Below are 18,993 nucleotides of genomic sequence, written 5' to 3' on the forward strand. Positions count from 1 at the left end.
TCATGTGAATGGTTCATATCATGTATCTGAATTCTTTCGTCGACGAATCGCTTCAAGACGGGCGATGACGTCTTCCGGTAAATCAATCTTCGAGCGCGGTTGTGCCGTCGTCTTCGCAGACGTCGTCTGTTGTTTGATGACCGCAACAGCCGCCTTCCACTCACGCCGGAGTTCTTGCGCCGATATGCGAAGTGCTCCGAGCGTGAAGATGACCCACTGCTCCGTGTAGTCATTTGTCGCTACAGTCAGCTTGACCCGGATGTCTTGTAGCCAATCAGCAGCGGTCTTTTCAATCCATTCATCCGCTGTTTCGTTCTCCCGTGTATAGACGATATCGATCCCACTTTTTTGCATCCGTGATTCACGTCCTGGTTGAAGATAGGCATCAAAGACAATCGTGACGCTGATCCCTGTGACGGCTTGGTACTCTGCCATCGCATGAATCAATCGTTCCCGTGCTAATTCAAAATCTTGCTCCCGCAACGTCCGAAATTCTGGCCATGCGCCAATGATATTATAGCCATCTACGATGAGGCGATCATACTTCATCGCGAATACGGCTTTCTAGTCCGGTAGACTTCATATAGTAATAACGAAGCAGCAACCGATGCGTTGAGTGACGTGACATGCCCTGCCATCGGGAGGTGGACGAGGAAGTCACATTTCTCACGGACGAGCCGGCTCATTCCTTTTCCTTCACTTCCAATGACGATTCCAAGGGGCATCGTACCGTCAAGTGTCCGGTAGTCATCACTTTCGCGTGCATCCGTTCCGACGAACCAGATGCCTTGTTTTTTCAAATCTTCCATCGTTCGCGCCAAGTTCGTCACTCGAACGACTGGAATATGTTCGATTGCACCGGTTGATGCTTTAGCGACGACTTGTGTTAATCCGACCGATCGACGCTTCGGAATGATGATCCCGTGTGCCCCGACAGCATCTGCCGTCCGCAGAATCGATCCAAGGTTGTGAGGATCCTCGAGTTCATCAAGCATGATCAAGAGCGGTGTTTCATCCTTTTGACGTGCAAGCTCGAAGATATCTTCCATCTCAGCGTACTCATACGCAGCAACTGCTGCGACAACACCTTGGTGATTTTCCGTTCCGGCTAAACCCGTTAATCGCGAACGCGGAACGAGCTGGATTTGAATTCCCGCTTCCTGCGCCATCGCATGGATGACGGCGAGTGGTCCTTTTTGTTGCCCTTCCTGTAAGAACAACTTGTTCATTTCGCGCCCACTCCGTAATGCCTCAAGGACAGGGTTACGACCTGACAAGAAATCTTGCCCTTCTTCGAGCGGTTCGATTACGACCGATTGTTCCTTAACGGGAGCAACCTTCTTTTTCTCTTGCGCTGGACGTTGCGCTTTTGGCTTCGGCTTAGCGCCAGTAACCTTAGGACTCGTCTGTTTTTTCGGCTTCGAGTAATTCGAACGCTTGTCCGATGAGTTCTTCAAGACGATCTCCTCCTTCTGAAAGATAAATATAACCAAGTAATGCTTCAAATGCTGTCGCGTAACGATACGTATGAACGTCTGTGCTTTTCGGGACAGAACCAGATTTTGCATTCTTCCCACGACGGACGACCGCTGCTTCTTCTTCCGTCAACGCATCCGTATTCAACCAGTGCGTTACGACTGTCGCTTGTGCTTGTGCCCGAACGTACCGGACGGCTGCTTTGTGTAGTTCGCCCGGTTTCACATATCCTTGTTCAAGCAATCGCTCCCGCACACGAATTTCATAGACGACGTCGCCCATGTACGCTAACGCGAGTGCATTGAGTTGTTTGTAGTTCTTCATCCGCGCTTCCACCGCATCCCTTGTGCTGTGTCTTCAAGCAGGATACCTTGATCACGCAGTTGGTCGCGAATCGCGTCCGCTCGTGCGAAATCACGATTTTGACGGGCTGTATTCCGCTCTTCGATCAACTGTTCGACTTCCTCATCGAGCAAGCCTTTATCGACTGTCAACGTCACACCAAGGACATCTGATAATTCCGAGAACAGTGCGAGAAACTGTTCGAGCACCTGTTTCGACACATGTGCTTCTCCGAGGTATAGATTGGCTTCTTTCGAGAGATCAAACAAATCCGTCACCGCATTCGCTGTATTGAAATCATCATCCATCGATGTGATGAAGTGTTCCTTGATCGCCGCTAGGCGATTCAACCACTTCTCGTCACCTGTTCCGAGATCAGCCGTCATTTCAAGACGATGTTCGATATTTGCGACCGACTCGCGAATCCGATCGAGACCATTTGCCGCCTGATCGATCAATTCACGACTATAGTTGATCGGGTGACGATACTGAACCGATAACATGAAGAAACGCAAGACCATCGGATCGACCGCTTGAATCGCTTCATGGACCGTCAGAAAGTTACCGAGTGATTTCGACATCTTCTCGTTTTCGATGTTCAAGAAACCATTATGCATCCAGTAGTTTGCGAACTTCTGTGAATTGCATGCTTCCGATTGAGCAATCTCATTCTCGTGGTGTGGGAACTTCAAGTCTTGTCCACCCGCATGGATATCAATCGTCTCACCGAGGTACTTCTTCGCCATTGCCGAGCATTCGATGTGCCAGCCTGGTCGTCCTTCTCCCCATGGACTCGTCCATGCCGGTTCACCTGGTTTCGCTGCTTTCCAGAGAACGAAATCAAGTGGGTCTTCTTTTTTATCTCCTACTTCGATCCGCGCACCTGCACGTAATTCGTCGATTGACTGTTGGCTTAATTGTCCGTAGTCATCGAAGCTACGTGTTCGGAAATAGACATCGCCGCTTGATGTATAGGCATTTCCTTTTTCAACGAGCACTTCGATGAAGGCGATGATATCGTCCATCGTTTCTGTAACGAGTGGATGAATATCCGCTTTTTGGACATTCAAAGCTCCTGTATCCGCATGATATGCCTCGATGAAACGTTTCGTTAACGCATGGTAGTCTTCTCCGAGTTCGTTCGCCGTCCGAATGATCTTATCATCGACGTCAGTAAAGTTCGAGACGTATTTGACTTCATATCCGCGATACGTGAAGTAACGACGGACCGTATCGAAGACGATTGCTGGACGCGCATTTCCGATATGGATGTAGTTATAAACGGTCGGGCCACAGACATACATCTTGACCTTTCCTTCTTCTAATGGCTTAAATGGTTCCTTTTTTCCGGTCATGCTGTTGTACAGTTGAATCATGACGTCGCCCTCCTTTGATCCGTTCGATTTCTTGTTTTAATACTTCTAGTTCCATTTCGATTCGCTCTTGGCACTCGCTGACGGGATCCGGGAAACGATGATCGAGTGGTGCTTCGACCTTCATGCCGTCCTGAATGACGACGCGTCCCGGAATGCCGACGACCGTCGCATTCGGAGGAACAGGTTTTAGGACGACGGAACTCGCTCCAATTTTAGAGTATGCCCCGATCGTGATGTCGCCGAGGACACGAGCACCTGCTGAAACAAGAACTCCGTCTTCAATCGTCGGATGACGCTTTCCTGTTTCTTTCCCCGTTCCGCCGAGTGTCACGCCTTGAAACAACGTGACATCATCACCGATAATCGTCGTCTCACCAATAACGACACCCATCCCGTGATCGATAAAGAATCGGCGTCCAATCGTCGCTCCCGGATGAATCTCGATGCCGGTCAAAAAGCGACTGAACTGCGAAATCAATCGACCGAGTAAGCGAAACTTCGCTTTCCAGAGCCGATGGGCAAGACGATGCATCCATATCGCATGTAAGCCCGGGTATGTCAAAATGACTTCTAACGTGCTGCGGGCAGCTGGATCTTGCTCAAACACATTGCGGATATCTTCTCGTATCCGTGTCATATTCGTTCTCCTCTCCATAAGAAAAAGCGCCTCCATGCATTGCTGCACAGAGACGCTAACGAAGCGCGGTCCCACTCTGTTTGGACGATATACTCGTCCCTCTCGACGTCCGTTAACGCCGGAGATACGTCTGCGCCTACTCTCACCGATTTCGGGCAGCACTCAGAGGGGCATTTCATGATTCGCTTCTTCAAGCCCTCGCACCATTCGAGCTTGTCTCTGGAGAAGAAGACGCATCGTTACTTTCCTCGTCTACGCTTTCGTTATTCTGCTTCAAGCCGTGCAAGCACACGGTCTTTTCCTAGTAATTGAATCGTGTTCGGGAGTTCTGGACCATGCGTCTGTCCCGTCGTCGCGACACGAATTGGCATGAACAAGTTTTTCCCTTTTTGACCAGTTGCTTTTTGCGTCGCTTTGATCGATGCTTTAATCGCTTCTGGTGTCCACTCTTCTAGAGCACGTAACTGGTTCGCGAATTCTGCTAAAACAGCCGGAACTGTCTCGCCGCTCAAGACAGTGTTTGCCTCTTCATCATACACCACTTCATCTTCAAAGAACATCTCTGAAAGCTTGACGATTTCTGCACCGTGCGTCATCTGCTCACGGTAAAGTGAGACGAGATCACGTGCCCAAGCGAGCTCTTCTTCTGAAGGTGATGCTTCAACGCGACCTGCTTCTTGTAAGAACGGAAGGCTCGCTTCGAATACTTCTTCGAACGATTGGTGTTTCATGTACTGGCTGTTGATCCAAGCCAATTTGTTTTGGTCAAAGACAGCCGGACTCTTCGAGAGACGATCCGCGTCAAAGATCTTGATGAGCTCTTCTTTTGTGAAGATTTCCTCTTCGCCAACCGGTGACCAGCCGAGAAGCGTGATGAAGTTTAGCAATGCTTCCGGTAGATAACCGAGCTCTTTATACTGCTCGATGTACTGGATGATCGAGTGATCGCGTTTTGAGAGTTTTTTGTGTGATTCGTTGACGATCAATGTCATGTGACCGAACGTCGGATATTCCCAACCGAACGCGTCATAGATCATCATCTGTTTCGGTGTGTTCGAAATATGATCATCCCCGCGAAGAACATGACTGATCGCCATCAAGTGATCGTCGATGACAACAGCAAAGTTATACGTCGGAATGCCGTCTTTTTTGACGATGACCCAGTCACCGAAATCTTTTGACTCGAAGGAGACGTCGTCTTTGACAATATCATTCCATGTATACGTGACATCTTCCGGCACACGAATCCGAATCGACGGCGTGCGACCTTCTGCGCGGAACGCTTCTTCTTGTTCTGCTGTCAGGTTACGGTGTGCACCTGAATAACGTGGTGCTTCACCGCGTGCAATTTGCGCTTCGCGTTCTGCTTCGAGCTCTTCCGATGTCATATAGCAACGGTAAGCGAGTCCTTTTTCAAGTAACTCATCCGTATACTTTTGATAGATATCGAGACGCTCCATTTGTGAATATGGACCATACTCGCCACCGCGACCTGGACCTTCGTCCCAATCGACACCGAGCCACTCAAGATTCTTCATTTGACTCTCGACACCATCTGCGATGTTCCGCTTTTGGTCCGTATCCTCGATTCGTAATACCATCTTACCGCCTAAATGGCGTGCAAACAGATAGTTAAATAATGCAGTCCGGGCATTCCCGATATGCAAGTGTCCTGTTGGACTTGGGGCATAACGTACTCGTACTTCTGCCATTGCCAATCACTCCTTCGACTAAAATTCGCTTATCTAGTATACCTTATTCTTCGATTCGTTTCAGTAGAATCACTGCTTGACAAGCGATTCCCTCTTCTCGTCCCGTAAAACCTAACCATTCCGTCGTCGTTGCCTTGACATTAATCTGTTCAATGTCCGCTTCGAGTAATTCCGCGATCCGCGCCCGCATCGTATCAATATACGGACGAAGCTTTGGCACCTGGGCGATGACTGTCGCATCTAGGTTGCCGAGCTCGTACCCTTGTTGTTTAACGAGTGCGTAGACATGCTCAAGTAATTTTGCTGAATCTGCATCTTTGAATTCTGGGTCCGTATCCGGAAAATGTTTTCCGATATCTCCTGCTGCAATCGCACCGAGTGCTGCGTCGGCAATCGTATGTAACAAGACGTCAGCATCCGAGTGACCGAGCAATCCTTTCGTATGCGGAATCTCGATGCCGCCTAAAATCAATTTCCGATCCTCTGCAAAGGCATGTACATCAAAACCTTGTCCAATTCGAATCATGATCATTTCCCTCGTTTCATTAGAATCGCTTCACCGAACCATAAGTCGTCCGGTGTCGTCATCTTGATATTTTCGTAGTGACCGGTAACGATCGTCACTTTTCCTCCGTCCCATTCTATCAAACTTGCATCATCGGTTCCTAGGTATTTCGTTGCCGCCTTCTCGTGAACCGTACGAATCGTCGCAAGATCAAACGCTTGCGGTGTCTGTGCTGCCATCAGCTGCTCACGTGGAACCGTTTCACTGATTTGATTCGCTTCGATTCGTTTCACCGTATCTTTAATCGGTACAGCGAGAATCGCCGCCTGATTTAAAGTTGCCGCCTGTACGACAGCATGAATCGCTTCCTGCGAAATGAACGGTCGGGCGCCATCATGGATTAGAACGATTCCTTCCCCTTCAAGTGCCTCAAGACCACGGAGTACACTTTCTTGACGTTCGGCACCACCTGCGACAAGTTTAATGGATGTCGTATACGACGCGGTAATGCTTGTGAACCAATCTTGCTCCAGTGGATTGATGGCAAGAACGATCTCCGTACATGCAGGATCTGCCTCAAAGACGTCTAGTGTCCAAGCAATGATTGGACGTTCTCTCAGTTCGAGCATCAATTTATTACGATCAGCGCCCATCCGCTTACCAGCACCAGCAGCGGGGATGACGACACGATACGTGGCTGTAGACATCACATTCCCTCTTTTCTTCCTAACTGATCATCATGCCGCACTTCGTCACACCGAAAACGGACTCGATCGTGAAATCGAATCCGTTACGGGGTCTATCCGAGTGCCTCTCGATGTCTCTCTAGGCATAGTGTCTCATTTTTCTTGTGGTTTCGCAAAAATCATTCGTCCTGCTGACGTCTGCAAGACACTCGTGACGACGACGCCGATTGTTTTGGAAATCAAGTGTTTTCCGCCTTCGACGACGACCATCGTTCCGTCTTCGAGATACGCGATGCCTTGCTTCTGTTCTTTCCCTTCCTTAATCACAAGGACGGTCATCTCTTCACCTGGAATGACGACTTGTTTGACGGCATTCGCTAGATCATTGATGTTAAGAACAGGCACATGTCGAACTTCACAAACTTTGTTCAAGTTATAGTCATTCGTGACGACGATGCCTTTGACGAGTTCCGCTAGTTTAATCAGCTTAATGTCGACTTCCGGTACATCCTCAAAGTCGCCATCATAAATTTCGACCTCGACTCCTGGAATCTCTTGTAACTCTTTTAAGACGTCGAGTCCACGACGTCCCCGGTTTCGTTTCAACGTATCGGAAGAGTCAGCGATGTATTGCAACTCACCGATGACGAATTGCGGGACGATTAGTTTCCCTTCAACGAAGCCAGTTTTCGTAATATCCGTGATCCGACCATCGATGATGACGCTCGTATCGAGAACCTTACTGTTTGATTTAGCTGGTACGATCACTTCTGGTGTCGCCTTTTTCTCACTTTGGTTGCTACGTAAGAAGATTTTTGTCAATTCATGACGTTTGCGATAACCGACCGTAAAGCCGAGATATCCGAATAACGCGGTCACGAAAATCGTTAAGACATTACTTAAGACAGGGATACCTACCAAATCAATCAATGTACTGACGAGGAATGCTAGTACCAACCCGATCAAAAGACCAAATGTTCCAAAAAAGAGATCTGCTACTGGGGCTTTGACAAGTCGTTCTTCTAAAAATCGGAGAAGTCGAATTACCGAATCCGTAATGAATAATCCAATTAATAAGAATATGAGTGCACCAATCGTTCCAGTTACGTATTCGCTCATCAACCATGTAGGGAATGTCGTATTCGTTGCCGTTTCAATTAATTGGAAGAACTGAGGCAGCAACAAAATCCCGAGGGCAAGTCCAAGTAATGCAAAAAATACCCGAATGACGATTTTCAATCTTCTCACCTCCTTTGCTTATTTTAAGTTCATTGTAACATGTACTGATTTGAACTACCTACGCCGGAAGGAGGGGAAACTGTTTACATATCCATTACAGCTTCCCCACTTTTTGCGTCATTCCAGCTTAAAACGGGATGGTTTCACGTAATGCTTCGTCCACACTCTCGACACCAACGACCGTAATGCCATCTGGATACGTCCACCCACCCAGGTTATTTTTTGGAATGATGGCGCGTGTGAAACCAAGTTTAGCGGCTTCTGCTACGCGTTGTTCAATCCGCGACACACGTCGAACTTCGCCTGTCAATCCAACTTCACCAATTACGACATCAGTCGGACGCGTCGGCTTATCGCGGAAACTTGAAGCAATGGCGACACAGACTGCTAAATCAATCGCTGGTTCGTCGAGCTTTACACCACCCGCTGCTTTGAGGTAAGCATCTTGTGTCTGCAAGAGAAGACCCGATCGTTTCTCAAGGACAGCCATCAACAAAGCCACCTTATTTTGATCAATTCCGGTCGCCATTCGTCTAGGGTTCCCAAACGACGTCGGTGAAATCAGCGCTTGCAGTTCAACGAGAACCGTCCGTGTCCCTTCCATCGATGCAACGATCGTCGAACCAGATACGCCAGATGTCCGCTCTTCGAGGAAAATTTCGGATGGATTGAGGACCTCTTCGAGTCCTGACTCCCGCATCTCAAAAATCCCGATTTCATTCGTCGAACCAAACCGGTTCTTAACGGCGCGTAAAATGCGGAACGTATGGTGACGTTCGCCTTCGAAGTACAAGACGGCATCGACCATGTGTTCAAGCAAACGAGGGCCGGCAATCGAACCTTGTTTTGTGACGTGACCGACGATGAAAATCGCAATACCACGACTCTTCGCAATTTTCATCAGCATTGCTGTACATTCACGTACCTGTGTTACGCTCCCTGGCGCCGATTGAATTTCATCAATGTAGACAGTTTGAATCGAGTCGATGATTAAAAAACGTGGCTGTTCTTCATCGACGACGCGTTCAATCATATTCATATCTGTCTCACTAAGGACAAATAAATCTTGCGTCGGTAATCCCAGTCGTTCCGCGCGCAGCTTTGTTTGTTTGAGCGACTCTTCCCCTGAGATGTAGAGGACTTTTTCGCCACGCTGGGCAAGACGAGCACTCGTCTGAAGTAGAATCGTTGATTTCCCAATCCCCGGGTCTCCTCCAACGAGTACCATCGATCCGGGAACGATGCCGCCACCAAGAACGCGGTCGAATTCACCACTTCCGGTAAAGACGCGACTCTCTTCTTGCGAGACGATGTTCGCGAGGCGTTCTGGTTTTAATTGTTTTGTTGTAGTATGAACGAATGCGGCACCGCGTCGTCCTTTTTTCTCTTCAACGACTTCTTCGACCATCGTGTTCCATTCTCCACACCCCGAACAACGTCCCATCCATTTCGGTGATTCGGTTCCACAGCTTTGGCAAACGAACTTTGTTTTTAACTTAGCCAATCGATTCATCCTTTCTTTTCAAAAAAAGGACCAGCTTCGCTCAGAAAGTGCGAAAGCTGGCCCTGTGCTCAGTGCTTATTCCGTTGCGGCAGAACTCACGTGATTCCGGCGAACGATGAATTCGTTCTCTTCGACATCAAGCGCAACATGCTCTCCTTTTTGGATATCACCTGCGAGCAATGCTTCTGACAACCGGTCTTCCGCTTCCCGCTGAAGGGCACGACGGATTGGACGCGCACCGTACTCTGGATCGTATCCGATATCAGCGATCTTCGAGAGGGCAGCTGGTGTCAATTCGAAATGAATTTCCTGTTCAGCCAAACGTTTTTCAAGGGTTTTCGCCATCAACTTCACGATCTCTTCGATGTGTTGTTTCTCGAGTGAGTGGAAGACGATCGTTTCGTCAATCCGGTTCAAGAACTCTGGACGGAACGCCCGTTTGAGTTCTTCCATGACTTTATCTTTCATATCTTTGTATTCGCGATCCGTATCTTCCGAAACAGCGAATCCGACATATTTATTCCGTTTAAGGGCACTTGCACCGACGTTCGATGTCATGACGATGATCGTGTTACGGAAATCAACCGTCCGACCTTTCGAGTCCGTCAAGCGTCCATCATCAAGTACTTGTAAGAGAATGTTGAAGACTTCTGGGTGAGCCTTCTCGATTTCATCAAGTAAGATAACCGAGTATGGTTTCCGGCGAACTTTTTCTGTCAATTGACCGCCTTCTTCGTAGCCGACATACCCTGGAGGTGAACCGACGAGACGACTCGTTGCGTGTTTCTCCATGTACTCTGACATGTCGATCCGGATGATCGCATCCTCATCTCCGAACATTGCTTCAGCAACCGCACGTGCAAGCTCTGTCTTACCAACCCCTGTAGGACCGAGGAAGATGAACGAACCAATCGGACGTTTTGGATCTTTAAGTCCAGCCCGTGCCCGGCGGATCGCTTTTGAGATTGATTTAACGGCTTCATTTTGACCGATGACACGATCGTGAAGGATTTCTTCGAGGCGAAGGAGACGATCGGTCTCTTCTTCCGCGATCTTCGTGACCGGTACACCTGTCCAGTTAGCAACGACTTGGGCGATGTCATCTTTTGTGACTTCAAGTTTTTCGTTGCCCTGTTTATTCTGCCATTCCTCTTTCAAACGCTCCAGCTCATCACGTAATTTTTGTTCCGTATCACGAAGGCTTGCTGCTTTTTCGAACTCTTGGCTCTGGACAGCTTCGTCCTTGTCTTTACGGATACCTTCAAGTTTCGCTTCGACTTCTTTTAAGTTCGGTGGCGCTGTATACGAGCGTAAACGAACTTTTGATGCCGCTTCATCAATCAAATCGATCGCTTTATCTGGAAGGAAACGATCCGAAATGTATCGATCCGACAATGTGACGGCTTCTTGAATCGCTTCGTCTGTGATCGTCACACGGTGGTGTGCTTCATAACGATCGCGAAGACCGAATAGGATTTGTGTTGCTTCATCTGTCGTTGGCTCAGCGACTTGGATTGGTTGGAAACGACGTTCGAGTGCCGCATCTTTTTCGATGTACTTCCGGTACTCATCAAGTGTCGTAGCTCCGATACACTGTAGCTCGCCTCGCGCGAGTGATGGTTTAAGGATATTCGATGCATCGATCGCACCTTCTGCTCCACCTGCTCCAATCAATGTATGCAACTCATCGATGAAGAGAATGATGTTCCCAGCTTGACGAATCTCATCCATGACCTTTTTCAAGCGATCCTCGAATTCACCACGGTATTTCGTACCGGCGACGAGTGTTCCCATGTCGAGTACCATGACGCGTTTATTACGTAACGTCTCCGGTACTTCATTGTTGATGATTTGTTGAGCAAGACCCTCAACGACAGCTGTTTTACCAACCCCTGGTTCCCCAATCAAGACCGGGTTGTTCTTCGTCCGGCGGCTCAAAACTTCAATGACGCGTTGAATCTCTTTCGCGCGACCAATGACTGGGTCAAGACGTGTCTCACGCGCTTGTTGCGTCAAATCACGAGCAAGACCATCAAGTGTTGGTGTTGCAACACCTGAACCGGCTTGCGATGCGTTTGCTGTTGTTTCGCTGTTCCCAAGCAACTGGAGTACTTGCTGACGAGCTTTTGAAAGACTGATACCTAAGTTATTCAAGACACGAGCAGCAACGCCTTCTCCTTCTCGAATCAAACCGAGTAAAAGGTGTTCTGTCCCGACGTAAGAGTGACCAAGTTTACGTGCCTCATCCATTGATAGCTCAATAACTTTTTTCGCACGAGGTGTATAGTGAATCGTCGTTGCACCATCTTGTCCTCGACCGATCAATGCTTCGACTTCCATCTGAATTTTATCTGAACTGAGACCAAGTGCTGTTAATGCTTTCGCAGCGATTCCGTCTCCTTCACGTACAAGTCCGAGTAAAATGTGTTCTGTTCCGATATTATGGTGCCCCAACCGTACTGCCTCTTCTTGAGCAAGTGCCAATACACGTTGTGCACGTTCTGTGAATCGTCCAAACATCATTATGCAAAACCTCCTTGTGTGTGATCCCTATTTGTCTGTTCGGTTAACATCGTCCGGATTCGTTTTGCCCGTTCGATGTCCCGTTCTCTAGATGTTAATTGTTTCCCGAAATGCTTTTGTAGAAAACCTGTTTGTAACGAAACGAGCAGTTGATGAAAAAGATTTGGAGGAAGATTGACCTCTAATCCCAGACTATCTGCTAAGCGAACATCCGATAGTCGTTCCGTCGCCTCTCGAGCTGTAATCAATCGAGCTGAGGTCAAGATACCGTAGGAACGATATAGTCTGTCCTCTAGTTCTTCTTGATACATCTCCAATAATCCTTTTCTTGCTGCTTGTTCTGCTTCAATTAATGCTTCGACCGCAAATTGATAGTCCGTGATCAGCATATCCTCACTTGCCCCAAGAGTCCGTTGATTTGAAAGCTGGAACATGCGACCAGAAGCATCACTTCCCTCGCCGTAACGCCCACGAATCGCGAATCCTAGCTGCCGTAAGTGTTTGATGTACCCTTGAATCTGATTCGTCAGGACGAGTCCCGGCAAGTGCAACATCACGGAAGCACGGAGACCTGTTCCGACGTTACTCGGACACGTCGTTAAATAACCAAGCGTATCATCAAAAGCAATCTTAAATCGTTCACTAATCAAACGATCGACTTGTTTTGCGATGCGAAATGCTTCTTCGAGCTGTAGTCCTGGCAAGAGCGTCTGAATGCGGAAATGATCCTCCTCATTCACCATGACACTAATCTGCTCATCTTCACTAATGAAGAGACCTGTTCGCGGATGACTCGCTAACGCTGGACTAATCAGATGCTTTTCTACTAAAGCGGTTCGCGTCAGTACATCCGCTTGATCGACACGACCAAACCGGAAACCTTTCATCCCATTGAGTTGGCGTTCCGTCTCTTCAATTAATGCATTTGCCTGTTGCTCCGACAACATCGTTGAGAACGGATACCGTGTCGTATTACGTGCTAATCGGATACGTGTCGAAACGACGATGTCGTCAAAGGGAGAAGATTGATTCATCGATTCGCTTAAAGGGTGTTGGAGCAACTCTTCAAACATGACGCAAATCCTCCTCGACACTCTCAATCTGTTGTTTTATGACTTCTGCTTCTTCATAATCTTCTGCTAAGATCTTGCGATTTAATTGTTCTTTAAGCCGACTGAGCTGCTGATTCAATCGTTTTTCAACGGATTCCTCATCAGGACGTGAGCCATAATGTTGCGTATGACCGTGTTGGAACTGGCGAACCATCCCGTCGACTTCGTCTTTAAAAAATGAATAACAAGTCGGGCAACCGACTTTACGAAGATGAAGCAATTGTTGGCGGGTCATACCACAAGACGGACAGGCCGTCCCTTGATACTCACGTGCTAACTCCCTCACACAAACCGAACATAAGAATTTTTCATCGGTTTCTGACTCTTGTGGAAGTTTGACACGGACGATTGCTTCTCGTTCGCCACATCGTTGACAACGCATAGTGCATTCCTCCAATGTCCGACGACTAGAGTCGCTTCATAGTTTGAAGAAGCGTCCGCATCAAGTGGGCACGCATCCGGTGTTGATCTTCGATCGCCATCGGCAAACTCTCTTTTTGCAACAGCGATTGAATCAAAATAGCTTCCCGCCGCGTCAATAATTGTTCGTTCATCAAACGAATCAAGTAATCTTCTGCAGCTTGTTCCGTCAAATGATCACCAATCCATGAACTGACTTCATCTAATAGATCGTGACTATCGAGCACAACGATTTTTTGAATCCGAATGTACCCACCGCCACCTCGTTTACTTTCAACAAAATAACCTTTTTCGACCGTAAAACGAGTATTGATGACATAGTTGATTTGCGATGGTACACAGTCAAAACGCTGTGCAATTTCTTGACGTTTGATTTCAATCGTCTTTTCGTCGTGTAAAATTTGCTTTAAATAGGCTTCGATGATATCTGTGATGTTTTGCATTGGCACCACCTCTCTGACCATCTTTGACTATTGTTTGATTTAATAGTAATCATCTAAAAAAAGAAATGCAACTGATAAGGCTTTTTAGAAAACACAAAAAGACCGACCTGCAATCTGCAGATCGGTCAAGTGCCTGGCAACGTCCTATCCTCACAGGGGGAAGCCCCCAACTACTTTCGGCGTTCAAGTGCTTAACTTCCGTGTTCGGCATGGGAACGGGTGTGACCACTTGGCTATCGTCACCAGACGACGGGCTCGCGCCCTCAAAACTGAAGTCATCAACAAGCATCTGCTAGAACAAGGCCTCGACCGATTAGTATCACTCAGCTCCACATGTCGCCATGCTTCCACCCGTGACCTATCTACCTCATCGTCTCTGAGGGGTCTTTCTTGATTACTCAAAGGGAAATCTCATCTTGGAGGGGGCTTCATGCTTAGATGCTTTCAGCATTTATCCCGTCCGCACGTAGCTACCCAGCGATGCTCCTGGCGGAACAACTGGTACACCAGCGGTGCGTCCATCCCGGTCCTCTCGTACTAAGGACAGCTCTCCTCAAATTTCCTGCGCCCACGACGGATAGGGACCGAACTGTCTCACGACGTTCTGAACCCAGCTCGCGTACCGCTTTAATGGGCGAACAGCCCAACCCTTGGGACCTACTCCAGCCCCAGGATGCGATGAGCCGACATCGAGGTGCCAAACCTCCCCGTCGATGTGGACTCTTGGGGGAGATCAGCCTGTTATCCCCAGGGTAGCTTTTATCCGTTGAGCGATGGCCCTTCCATGCGGAACCACCGGATCACTAAGCCCGACTTTCGTCCCTGCTCGACTTGTAGGTCTCGCAGTCAAGCTCCCTTCTGCCTTTGCGCTCTACGAATGATTTCCAACCATTCTGAGGGAACCTTTGGGCGCCTCCGTTACTGTTTAGGAGGCGACCGCCCCAGTCAAACTACCCGCCTGACACGGTCCTCCAGCCGGATGACGGCTGCGAGTTAGAGACTCTATGCATGAAGGGCGGTATCCCAAGGGTGACTCCTCCGAAGCTGGCGCTCCGGGCTCGACGTCTCCCGCCTATCCTGTACATCATGCACAAAGCCTCAATATCAGGCTGTAGTAAAGCTCCATGGGGTCTTTCCGTCCTGTCGCGGGTAACCTGCATCTTCACAGGTACTATGATTTCACCGGGTCTCTCGTTGAGACAGTGCCCAAATCGTTACGCCTTTCGTGCGGGTCGGAACTTACCCGACAAGGAATTTCGCTACCTTAGGACCGTTATAGTTACGGCCGCCGTTTACTGGGGCTTCGGTTCAAAGCTTCGCTTGCGCTAACCCATCCCCTTAACCTTCCAGCACCGGGCAGGCGTCAGCCCCTATACGTCATCTTGCGATTTAGCAGAGACCTGTGTTTTTGCTAAACAGTCGTTTGGGCCTATTCACTGCGGCTCTACATGTGTAGAGCGTCCCTTCTCCCGAAGTTACGGGACCATTTTGCCGAGTTCCTTAACGAGAGTTATCCCGCGCGTCTTAGAATTCTCATCTCGCCTACCTGTGTCGGTTTACGGTACTGGCGCCTTCCCCCTCACTAGAGGCTTTTCTTGGCAGTGTGAAATCGTGACCTACGTCCCTACGGGACTCCGCATCGTTCCTTGACTTTGATGCCTGACGGATTTGCCAATCAGACGGTCTTGAAACTTGCACATGCACTTCCATCCGCATGCGTCACTATCCTCCTGCGTCCCCCCATTGTTCAAACGGTGGATCGGCGGTACAGGAATATCAACCTGTTATCCATCGCCTACGCCTTTCGGCCTCGGCTTAGGTCCAGACTAACCCTGAGCGGACGAGCCTTCCTCAGGAAACCTTGGGCTTTCGACGGAGGGGATTCTCACCCCTCTTTTCGCTACTCACACCGGCATTCTCACTTCCAAACGCTCCACTGCTCCTTCCGGTACAGCTTCACAGCGGTTTGGAACGCTCCCCTACCATTCCTTACGGAATCCGCAGCTTCGGTGGTATGTTTAGCCCCGTTACATTTTCGGCGCGGCGCCACTCGACTAGTGAGCTATTACGCACTCTTTGAATGGTGGCTGCTTCTAAGCCAACATCCTAGCTGTCTAGGCAGCGCCACATCCTTTTCCACTTAACATACACTTTGGGACCTTAGCTGGCGGTCTGGGCTGTTTCCCTCTTGACTACGGATCTTATCACTCGCAGTCTGACTCCCGAGTATAAGTTGCTGGCATTCGGAGTTTAACTGAATTCGGTAACCCTGTGGGGGCCCCTAGTCCAATCAGTGCTCTACCTCCAGAACTCTCAACCTCGAGGCTAGCCCTAAAGCTATTTCGGGGAGAACCAGCTATCTCCAGGTTCGATTGGCATTTCACCGCTACCCACACCTCATCCCCGCACTTTTCAACGTGCGTGGGTTCGGACCTCCAGTCAGTGTTACCTGACCTTCATCCTGGACATGGGTAGATCACCTGGTTTCGGGTCTACGACAACGCACTGAACGCCCTGTTCAGACTCGCTTTCGCTACGGCTCCGCCTCATCGGCTTAACCTCGCGCGTTATCGTAACTCGCCGGTTCATTCTACAAAAGGCACGCCATCACCCATTAACGGGCTCTGACTACTTGTAGGCATACGGTTTCAGGATCTATTTCACTCCCCTTCCGGGGTGCTTTTCACCTTTCCCTCACGGTACTGGTTCACTATCGGTCACTAGGGAGTATTTAGCCTTGGGAGATGGTCCTCCCGGATTCCGACGGGGTTTCACGTGTCCCGCCGTACTCAGGATCCACTCTGGAGGGAAAACAGTTTCAGCTACAGGGCTGTCACCTTCTTCGGCGGACCTTTCCAGGTCCTTCACCTACTGTCTTCCTTTTTGACTCCGTATAGAGTGTCCTACAACCCCGAAGAGCATGCTCTTCGGTTTGGGCTGTTCCCGTTTCGCTCGCCGCTACTCAGGGAATCGCATTTGCTTTCTCTTCCTCCGGGTACTTAGATGTTTCAGTTCCCCGGGTCTGCCTCACGCTACACTATGTATTCATGTAACATGTCCCATCCCATTACAGATGGTGGGTTCCCCCATTCGGAAATCTTCGGATCAAAGCATACTTACTGCTCCCCGAAGCATATCGCTGTTCGTCGCGTCCTTCATCGGCTCCTAGTGCCAAGGCATCCACCGTACGCCCTTCATACCTTGATCTAGCGTTGGTATTCTAAGAACACACGTCTAATGACATGGTTATAAAAAGTTTGATGTCTTGTTGATGTCTTCAGTTTTCAAGGTGCGAGTGTCTCTATCGAGACTGAGAGACGAGCTCTCAAAACTGAACGATGGGCATGTCCCGTAAGGGACGTTTTCCTTAGAAAGGAGGTGATCCAGCCGCACCTTCCGATACGGCTACCTTGTTACGACTTCACCCCAATCATCTACCCCACCTTCGACGGCTGGCTCCTTGCGGTTACCTCACCGGCTTCGGGTGTTGCAAACTCTCGTGGTGTGACGGGCGGTGTGTACAAGACCCGGGAACGTATTCACCGCAGTATGCTGACCTGCGATTACTAGCGATTCCGACTTCATGCAGGCGAGTTGCAGCCTGCAATCCGAACTGGGAACGGCTTTATGGGATTGGCTCCACCTCGCGGTCTCGCTGCCCTTTGTACCGTCCATTGTAGCACGTGTGTAGCCCAACTCATAAGGGGCATGATGATTTGACGTCATCCCCACCTTCCTCCGGTTTGTCACCGGCAGTCTCCCTAGAGTGCCCAACTAAATGCTGGCAACTAAGGATAGGGGTTGCGCTCGTTGCGGGACTTAACCCAACATCTCACGACACGAGCTGACGACAACCATGCACCACCTGTCACCATTGTCCCCGAAGGGAAAACTTGATCTCTCAAGCGGTCAATGGGATGTCAAGAGTTGGTAAGGTTCTTCGCGTTGCTTCGAATTAAACCACATGCTCCACCGCTTGTGCGGGTCCCCGTCAATTCCTTTGAGTTTCAGCCTTGCGGCCGTACTCCCCAGGCGGAGTGCTTAATGCGTTAGCTTCAGCACTGAGGGGCGGAAACCCCCCAACACCTAGCACTCATCGTTTACGGCGTGGACTACCAGGGTATCTAATCCTGTTTGCTCCCCACGCTTTCGCGCCTCAGCGTCAGTTACAGACCAAAGAGTCGCCTTCGCCACTGGTGTTCCTCCACATCTCTACGCATTTCACCGCTACACGTGGAATTCCACTCTTCTCTTCTGTACTCAAGCCTTCCAGTTTCCAATGGCCCTCCCCGGTTGAGCCGGGGGCTTTCACATCAGACTTAAAAGGCCGCCTGCGCGCGCTTTACGCCCAATAATTCCGGACAACGCTTGCCACCTACGTATTACCGCGGCTGCTGGCACGTAGTTAGCCGTGGCTTTCTCGTAAGGTACCGTCAAGGTACGAGCATTACCTCTCGTACGTGTTCTTCCCTTACAACAGAGTTTTACGATCCGAAAACCTTCATCACTCACGCGGCGTTGCTCCATCAGACTTTCGTCCATTGTGGAAGATTCCCTACTGCTGCCTCCCGTAGGAGTCTGGGCCGTGTCTCAGTCCCAGTGTGGCCGATCACCCTCTCAGGTCGGCTATGCATCGTCGCCTTGGTGGGCCATTACCTCACCAACTAGCTAATGCACCGCAAGGCCATCTCAAGGTGACGCCGGAGCGCCTTTCATCAGCGGACCATGCGGTCCGTTGAACTATCCGGTATTAGCTCCGATTTCTCGGAGTTATCCCAATCCTTGAGGCAGGTTCCTTACGTGTTACTCACCCGTCCGCCGCTCATTCCACTGCCTTCCCTCCGAAGAGTTCCGTCAGCTTCCTGCGCTCGACTTGCATGTATTAGGCACGCCGCCAGCGTTCGTCCTGAGCCAGGATCAAACTCTCCATAAAGTGTTTGACTTGCTCGTTGTTGTGACCGAAGTCACGATTGACGAAGCTTGCGCTTCATTCGTTTTTGTATTCCGTAGAATACGTT

Annotated in this window: 14 protein-coding genes, 3 rRNA genes and 1 other annotated feature; all 17 genes read right to left on the reverse strand. The window is 49.5% G+C overall.

Features of this window, described 5'->3' with window-relative positions; all coding sequences use genetic code 11:
• Nucleotides 1-18 precede the first annotated feature (18 nt).
• The 17 genes from ACV3PA_RS01955 to ACV3PA_RS02035 all read right to left on the reverse strand — a co-directional run bounded on the left by ACV3PA_RS01955 (nt 19) and on the right by ACV3PA_RS02035 (nt 18,908).
• Complete coding sequence (locus ACV3PA_RS01955) at nt 19-549, reverse strand: NYN domain-containing protein (RefSeq protein ID WP_456125522.1); 531 nt, start codon at nt 547-549, stop codon at nt 19-21.
• Nucleotides 546-1,229: a 23S rRNA (guanosine(2251)-2'-O)-methyltransferase RlmB gene (rlmB, locus tag ACV3PA_RS01960; RefSeq protein ID WP_456125945.1), complete on the reverse strand. Its 684-nt coding sequence runs from the start codon at nt 1,227-1,229 to the stop codon at nt 546-548. The genes ACV3PA_RS01955 and rlmB overlap by 4 nt, the downstream gene beginning before the upstream one ends.
• A 166-nt stretch (nt 1,230-1,395) precedes the next feature.
• Nucleotides 1,396-1,800, reverse strand: coding sequence for a Mini-ribonuclease 3 (locus ACV3PA_RS01965; RefSeq protein WP_023466600.1), 405 nt, complete (start codon nt 1,798-1,800; stop codon nt 1,396-1,398).
• Nucleotides 1,797-3,194 (reverse strand): cysteine--tRNA ligase, encoded by a 1,398-nt coding sequence (gene cysS / locus ACV3PA_RS01970; protein ID WP_456125523.1) that lies wholly within the window; start codon nt 3,192-3,194, stop codon nt 1,797-1,799. The genes ACV3PA_RS01965 and cysS overlap by 4 nt, the downstream gene beginning before the upstream one ends.
• Nucleotides 3,148-3,849, reverse strand: coding sequence for a serine O-acetyltransferase (cysE, locus tag ACV3PA_RS01975; protein ID WP_268760699.1), 702 nt, complete (start codon nt 3,847-3,849; stop codon nt 3,148-3,150). The genes cysS and cysE overlap by 47 nt, the downstream gene beginning before the upstream one ends.
• Before the next feature lie 27 nt (nt 3,850-3,876).
• Nucleotides 3,877-4,095: a binding site (T-box leader), on the reverse strand.
• The gene (gene gltX / locus ACV3PA_RS01980; RefSeq protein ID WP_053451752.1) at nt 4,095-5,543 is read right to left on the reverse strand and encodes a glutamate--tRNA ligase; all 1,449 of its coding nucleotides are present in this window, start codon (nt 5,541-5,543) and stop codon (nt 4,095-4,097) included. (Overlaps the previous feature by 1 nt.)
• Nucleotides 5,544-5,586: 43 nt before the next feature.
• Entirely contained in the window at nt 5,587-6,069 is a 483-nt protein-coding gene (gene ispF / locus ACV3PA_RS01985) for a 2-C-methyl-D-erythritol 2,4-cyclodiphosphate synthase (RefSeq protein ID WP_456125524.1), read from the reverse strand.
• Between the two features lie 2 nt (nt 6,070-6,071).
• The gene (gene ispD, locus ACV3PA_RS01990) at nt 6,072-6,755 is read right to left on the reverse strand and encodes a 2-C-methyl-D-erythritol 4-phosphate cytidylyltransferase (protein WP_456125525.1); all 684 of its coding nucleotides are present in this window, start codon (nt 6,753-6,755) and stop codon (nt 6,072-6,074) included.
• A 132-nt stretch (nt 6,756-6,887) separates the two neighbouring features.
• Nucleotides 6,888-7,973 (reverse strand): PIN/TRAM domain-containing protein, encoded by a 1,086-nt coding sequence (locus ACV3PA_RS01995; protein WP_456125526.1) that lies wholly within the window; start codon nt 7,971-7,973, stop codon nt 6,888-6,890.
• 127 nt (nt 7,974-8,100) lie between these two features.
• Nucleotides 8,101-9,477: a DNA repair protein RadA gene (gene radA / locus ACV3PA_RS02000; protein WP_029343076.1), complete on the reverse strand. Its 1,377-nt coding sequence runs from the start codon at nt 9,475-9,477 to the stop codon at nt 8,101-8,103.
• A gap of 75 nt (nt 9,478-9,552) precedes the next feature.
• Nucleotides 9,553-12,000, reverse strand: coding sequence for an ATP-dependent protease ATP-binding subunit ClpC (gene clpC, locus ACV3PA_RS02005; protein WP_035413120.1), 2,448 nt, complete (start codon nt 11,998-12,000; stop codon nt 9,553-9,555).
• Nucleotides 12,000-13,073, reverse strand: a complete 1,074-nt coding sequence (locus ACV3PA_RS02010) for a protein arginine kinase (RefSeq protein WP_053451756.1) — start codon at nt 13,071-13,073, stop codon at nt 12,000-12,002. Before ACV3PA_RS02010 ends, clpC begins: the two co-directional genes overlap by 1 nt.
• Nucleotides 13,066-13,494 (reverse strand): hypothetical protein, encoded by a 429-nt coding sequence (locus ACV3PA_RS02015; RefSeq protein WP_023466580.1) that lies wholly within the window; start codon nt 13,492-13,494, stop codon nt 13,066-13,068. The genes ACV3PA_RS02010 and ACV3PA_RS02015 overlap by 8 nt, the downstream gene beginning before the upstream one ends.
• Nucleotides 13,495-13,519: 25 nt before the next feature.
• Nucleotides 13,520-13,975 (reverse strand): CtsR family transcriptional regulator, encoded by a 456-nt coding sequence (locus ACV3PA_RS02020; protein ID WP_053451757.1) that lies wholly within the window; start codon nt 13,973-13,975, stop codon nt 13,520-13,522.
• Between the two features lie 131 nt (nt 13,976-14,106).
• A 5S ribosomal RNA gene (gene rrf, locus ACV3PA_RS02025) occupies nt 14,107-14,222 on the reverse strand.
• A gap of 46 nt (nt 14,223-14,268) precedes the next feature.
• A 23S ribosomal RNA gene (locus ACV3PA_RS02030) occupies nt 14,269-17,182 on the reverse strand.
• A 164-nt stretch (nt 17,183-17,346) separates the two neighbouring features.
• A 16S ribosomal RNA gene (locus ACV3PA_RS02035) occupies nt 17,347-18,908 on the reverse strand.
• The 16S, 23S and 5S rRNA genes sit together here, the layout of an rRNA operon.
• Between the last annotated feature and the right edge of the window lie 85 nt (nt 18,909-18,993).

It is taken from the genome of Exiguobacterium sp. EA-TM-5 (assembly GCF_053878415.1).